The organism is Pseudanabaena sp. SR411 (genome assembly GCF_002251945.1).
In the GTDB taxonomy this organism is placed as follows: Bacteria; Cyanobacteriota; Cyanobacteriia; order Pseudanabaenales; family Pseudanabaenaceae; genus Pseudanabaena.
This window is the reverse complement of the sequence record NZ_NDHW01000013.1, coordinates 1-2,814: the sequence shown is the minus strand read 5'-3', so window position 1 is coordinate 2,814 and position 2,814 is coordinate 1. Positions and strand designations below refer to the sequence as shown.

At 38.9% G+C, this 2,814-nt stretch carries 3 protein-coding genes; 2 read left to right on the top strand and 1 reads right to left on the bottom strand.

Annotation, left to right across the window (positions count from 1 at the left end; genetic code table 11):
• Window positions 1-359: 359 nt before the first annotated feature.
• Window positions 360-887, bottom strand: a complete 528-nt coding sequence (locus B9G53_RS00160) for a DUF3782 domain-containing protein (protein WP_217901475.1) — start codon at window positions 885-887, stop codon at window positions 360-362.
• 31 nt (window positions 888-918) lie between these two features.
• Here B9G53_RS00160 and B9G53_RS27040 point away from each other — a divergent pair, with 31 nt between their 5' ends.
• Together B9G53_RS27040 and B9G53_RS00155 are read left to right on the top strand one after the other, a co-directional pair.
• Entirely contained in the window at window positions 919-1,080 is a 162-nt protein-coding gene (locus B9G53_RS27040; RefSeq protein WP_176453031.1) for a hypothetical protein, read from the top strand.
• A 213-nt stretch (window positions 1,081-1,293) separates the two neighbouring features.
• A complete protein-coding gene (locus tag B9G53_RS00155) occupies window positions 1,294-2,571 on the top strand; it encodes a DNA sulfur modification protein DndB (RefSeq protein ID WP_094528310.1) in 1,278 nt (425 codons plus the stop codon).
• The last annotated feature ends 243 nt before the right edge of the window (window positions 2,572-2,814 follow it).

Genomic DNA, 2,814 nt, shown 5'->3' with positions numbered 1-2,814 from the left:
AAAGAGTATTTGTATCTCTATGTAGCCATGTTTGAGTGGTCATACAATCTACGTTGGATTGATTTTGACTTCCTGCGTCGTCTTCTTTTTCCTCCTTCCACCTATTTCCCTAGATGAGCGAAAGTTTTATAGTCTACAGCTACATTTCTAGCATATCTGACACGTTGTTGGATAGCGATCTCCCCCTCAACCCAAAACCCGATCGCCTATTTCCACATCAAACAGCGATCGCCCCACAACACCCACAAACCCGATCGCTTTTTCTCCACACCAAACAGCGATCTCCACTCATCGCTCATAAACTTGATCGCTTTTTCCCCACACCAAACAGCGATCGCTGTTTAATAAAAGTAATTGAACTACCAAGTTCTTGGTTCAAGAATTTGGCTGTTGGCAATAATGACTGAATTTCCAGCGGGGGCGATTACAAATAGTCCTTCCTGTGTTGCAAAGAGATCGGATCTTTCATCTATTTTTATTCCTGCTACAGCTCCATAGAGTTTGTAATTTTGATATTTAGGAAATGCTTCTTTAAATCGTTCTAATGTTTGCAAAAACCGCTTTATATCTCGAATTTCCAAATGAGATTTTACTTCGATCGCTACAACTTCATTAGTGTTTTCTACAAGAGTATCGATTTCAATAGAACCTTTTTCATCTTGTGCATCAACTCGTAAGGCAGTGTGATGCACGTCTATGCCTTGTTCTTTAAACAATTTTGCGGCAGCAGGTTTAATTAAGTTCTCTACAAATTCTCCCCATCGGCTAGTTAATCCTCCTATTTGTTTATTGGTTTGGGCAACAATTTTACGAAGATCTGCCATTTCTTGTTCGGCGATGCGCTGATATTCTTGGCGTTGCTGTTCGCTTTCGCGGAATAAGTGCATAAATGTCTTGAATTGTAATTTGTTCAGTCATATGTTTTTAATTGCTAGTTCCAATTTAATTTTAACATTGGGGATAAAACTGATCGCCTATTCCCTCAAATCAACCAACGATCGCACACTCATCACCCACAAAACCCGATCACCTAACCTCAAAATCAAACAGCGATCGCACCCTCAACACCCACAAGCCTGATCGCCTATTCCAACGTCAAAAAGCGATCTCCGATCACCCGATCAAATAGTAATATTCAATATTTTGGCTATTAAAGAAAAATGTTTTTAAAAACATTTGGCAAGACCACTCATAAATAGTTGACAAGGCACAGGTGTTTGTGCAAACATACGGGCTATACACAAAAACAACTACTTTGTTTTTGTGTATAGCAACAATAGTGTCGGAGAAAAAATGGCTTTAGTTATTCCGTGTATAAAGGGTCACTTAGGCAACACAGACTTTTATCAAGCGACTATGAAAGTTCGTGAGCTAGTGCAAGGAGTTCGTCCAGCTAATGAGCTTGATGAATGGACAACAATGAGTATTGAAGATGTTTTGCAGCGCGAGCCAGATCTTAAACGAATTAAGGAGGAGATCGCTCCGTATATTGCTAAATCAAAGGATAGATTCTTTGGTGCAATGATTGTACTTGTCTATAAAGGAGAAGTTTATTTTGAGGGACTCAAGGATTGGATCTCGAATAAAGCTCCACGAGCGTATCAGTCAGTTGCGGAAAACATTGGTATTCTTACTATTGATGGTGGTTCTCTTATAGTGTTAGATGGACAACATCGTCTTTTAGCTCTTGAGCAGGTTATGAAAGGAGAGGTAACTGGAGAGTATCGTGAGGATGTTCCAGACGATGACGTTTGTGTGATTTTTATCCATCATGAAGGCAATGAGAAAACACGTCGTATTTTTAATAAGGTAAACCGTTACGCTAAACCAACTAGCCGAGGAGATAATATCATTACCAGTGAGGATGATCGTAGCGCTATCATTGCACGTAGGTTACTAAGTGAAGGAGCACCCCTTGGAATTAAGTCTCGTGGCAGTAGTGATGTAATTGTTGAGTGGAAGAGTAATTCTCTCCCAGTTAGAAGTACCAAACTTACAACAATTAGTGCAGTTTATGAAACTGTAAAGCTTATTCTTAGAAGCCATCGTATAGTACTTGATCAAAATATTCGCCCACAAGATGAGTTCTTAAATGAGTACTACGAGATCGTTGAAGAATTTTGGAATACAGTACTAGATGGATTGCAACCATATAAAGAAGCACTTAGGGATAGTAGTCAAATACCTCTAATGAGAAAGGATGACCAACCTTACTCATTATTGTTCAAACCAATTGGTCAGTTGGCTTTATTTCGAGGTTTGACCGCAGCAACTCAGGATAATCGTTTGAAATTGAGTGAAGCGGTAAGACGGGCTGCCAAAATAGACTGGAGAATGGAAGCTGAGATTTGGACACATATCCTAGTAGCTCCAAGTCGATCAATGCTCAGAGGAGAACAACCACCAGTGCAGGGCGGGAAGCTGATTCATTACTTGATTGCATCTGACAAGATGACTAAAGAAGAAATCACTAGTTTTCAGCAAGAATATAATATTGCAAAAGGTATTGAGATTGATGAGCCTCTTCCTACATCTATTTCAGAGGCTTTTCCTCCTGATATTGAAGCATAGTGCGCCCGAACAAATATTACGAGTAAGCATAGAAAATTGGGATTAAAATTCAAGCCTATATTTCTTAGTAATTTCATGACAGTTACAATCTAAATCTAGGGAAGTGTTAGCTAATTTTAGTTATTAGGGGCTTGCGAAGAAATAAGATACCAAAGATTATAGAAATAGGGATATAAAATTCTTGTTTTCAATTTATATAGGACTAAGAGAGTGATTTTCAGCGATGAAATCAAAGCCACAGTT